Raw genomic sequence first — 2,873 nt, 5'->3', positions numbered from 1 at the left:
AGAAACCCAAATTGTGATTGGGCTTCTTCTTCTGTAAAGCCCAGATGCCTGAACATCATTTGCTGGGTTTCCTTGTCATGAATTCTAATGGAACCACCACCGATTTCTACTCCATTGATAACCAAATCATAGGCATTGGCGCGAACCTTTCCGGGATCTTTGTCGAGAAGTTCCATGTCCTCTTTTTTAGGAGAAGTAAAAGGGTGGTGCATGGCATGATACCTGGCCGTTTCTTCATCCCATTCAAGCAATGGAAAATCCAGCACCCAAAGCGGTTTATAAACAGATTTGTCTCTCAATCCCAAATCATCCCCCATTTTAAGCCTTAATTCGGACATTTGCTTTCGGGTGTCTTTTTCACTCCCGGAAAGCAGCAATATCAAATCACCTTTTTTAGCTCCTGCTTTGTCTGCCCAAGCTTTAAGGTCTTCTTGACTGTAAAATTTATCCACTGATGACTTAAAGGTGCCATCTTCATTGCATTTGACATAGACCATGCCTTTGGCACCTATTTGCGGTCTTCTTACCCAATTGGTAAGCGCATCCAGCTGCTTTCTGGTATAGTTTGCTGCACCCCCTGCATTGATGCCAAGGATCAGCTCTGCACTATCAAATATGCTAAACCCTTTTCCCTGTGCCAAATCATTGAGTTCCACAAAAGGCATCCCAAAGCGGATGTCAGGCTTGTCATTTCCATAGAGACGCATGGCATCTTCATAGGTCATGCGATCGATATTACCCAATTCCATCCCCTTAACTTTCGTGAAAAGATGACGAACCAAACCCTCAAAGATCTCCAAAATATCCTCTTGGTCTACAAAGGACATTTCACAGTCTATTTGGGTAAATTCCGGCTGCCTGTCTGCACGGAGATCCTCATCTCTAAAACACTTTACTATTTGAAAATAACGATCAAAGCCACTGACCATTAATAGTTGCTTAAAGGTCTGTGGAGATTGAGGTAAGGCATAAAATTCCCCTCCATGAACCCTGCTAGGAACAACAAAGTCTCTGGCTCCCTCAGGAGTGGACTTGATCAATACGGGTGTTTCCACCTCCATAAAATCTTGTCCATCCATGTATTTTCTGGTCTCCTGCATCATGCGATGTCTCAGTTGCAGCTTTTCTCTAACCACATTCCTTCTCAAGTCCAGGTAACGGTACTTCATTCTCAACTCTTCCCCTCCATCTGTCTCGTCTTCAATGATGAATGGTGGCACTTTGGCCTTATTTAATACCTTCAATTCACTTACGCGAATTTCAATTGATCCGGTAGGGATTTTATCATTTTTTGAAGCACGTTCAATCACCACACCTTCAGCCTGAACGACATACTCCCGTCCCAAGGTTGTTGCAGTTTTTAAAAGCTCAGGAGCCACGGCCCCTTCTTCAAAAATCAGCTGGGTAACACCATAACGATCCCTAAGGTCTACCCATGCTAATCCTCCCTTATTTCTTACCCTTTGCACCCATCCGGATAGTATAACTTTTTTATCCAAATCCTCCAGACGGAGTTCTCCACAAGTATGTGTTCTAAGCATTGAATTAGATTTTTATTTGCAAATAATCGCCAAAGATAATCATTCAGACTAGAGATTGCTATTTTTATCCTCAAGATAAAGCAATACAATTGGGTGAATTCTCGTTTATTGACAAAAAATATAATTTAGTTCTTGAAGGAAAAAATGTATATTCGCATAGGATACTCAAATTATATTGTAATTTACTAAGATATTCGACATTACAACCCCTACTAAATATTAATTACCCTAGAATTTATGAAAAAATATTGGACTTTCGGAGGATTATTTATCATTACCTGTATTGCATTTTGGATTTACGATGGAAATGTTTCTCAAGTTCAGGAAGATGAACCGCAAGAACCAGTAGTATCTGCTCCTGAACCGGAAGAAGAAAATTTATTATATGGAATCAATGTGGATGATGTAGACATAGTGGAAGGTGTGGTAAAACGAAACCAAACTTTGTCTACAATATTGGCCCCTTTTGATGTGCCTTATCAAATTATCGATGAAATCGCTAAAAAGTCAAAGGAAATATTCGATGTAAAAAAAATAGCATTCAACAAAAAGTACACCGTACTGACTCCAAGGGATTCCACGAAATCTAAATTTTTTGTTTACGAACCCAATAGGACAGAATTTGTAGTTTTTAATCTTAGCCAACCGGAAATTTATAAAGAAAACAAACCGATGGCGATCAATCGTAGAGAAATTGGAGGCAAAATCAGCTCTTCCTTATATGTAAACATGACTGAGTTGGGACTTGGTCCTGATCTTGTTGATCAATTTGCTGATCTCTATGGCTGGGTGGTAGATTTCCAAAGACTTCAAAAAGACGATAAGTTCAAGGTTATTTTCAAGGAGCAGGTAGTTGAAAACCAAATTGTAGGCATCGAAGACATTGAGGCCGCCTACTTTGAACATATGGGACAAGGATACCATGCCATTCCTTTTGAGCAAAACGGTATCATTTCTTACTTTGACGAAGAAGGGAACAGTCTAAAAAAAGCATTCTTAAGAGATCCCTTGAAATTCTCCCGAATCAGTTCCAGATATAGTCTTAGTAGATTTCACCCCGTTCAAAAAAGGTACAAAGCTCATTTAGGAACTGATTATGCTGCCCCAAGAGGCACAGAAATTCGCTCAGTAGGTGACGGAACAGTTTTAGAAGCAACTTATAGGGGTGGCAATGGCAATTTTGTGAAAATCAAACACAATGGCACCTATACCACTCAATATTTACACATGTCCAAAATAGGAAAAGGAATAAAAAAGGGAACCCGCGTAAAACAAGGTCAAATTATCGGCTATGTAGGTAGCACAGGACTGGCTACAGGCCCACATCTTTGC

Annotated in this window: 2 protein-coding genes; one reads left to right on the top strand and one right to left on the bottom strand. The window is 40.1% G+C overall.

Features of this window, described 5'->3' with window-relative positions; all coding sequences use genetic code 11:
• Positions 1–1,541: aspartate--tRNA ligase (gene aspS, locus AAC037_RS22990; protein ID WP_339905915.1), on the bottom strand; the 1,541-nt coding region annotated here is incomplete at its 3' end.
• A 237-nt stretch (positions 1,542–1,778) separates the two neighbouring features.
• Here aspS and AAC037_RS22985 point away from each other — a divergent pair.
• On the top strand, positions 1,779–2,873 hold a 1,095-nt coding region (locus AAC037_RS22985; RefSeq protein WP_339905913.1), incomplete at its 3' end, for a peptidoglycan DD-metalloendopeptidase family protein.

The organism is uncultured Cyclobacterium sp. (assembly GCF_963976465.1).
Classification (GTDB): Bacteria; Bacteroidota; Bacteroidia; order Cytophagales; family Cyclobacteriaceae; genus Cyclobacterium.
Note: the sequence above shows the minus strand (reverse complement) of the source record. Positions and strands in the feature narration are given on the sequence as shown.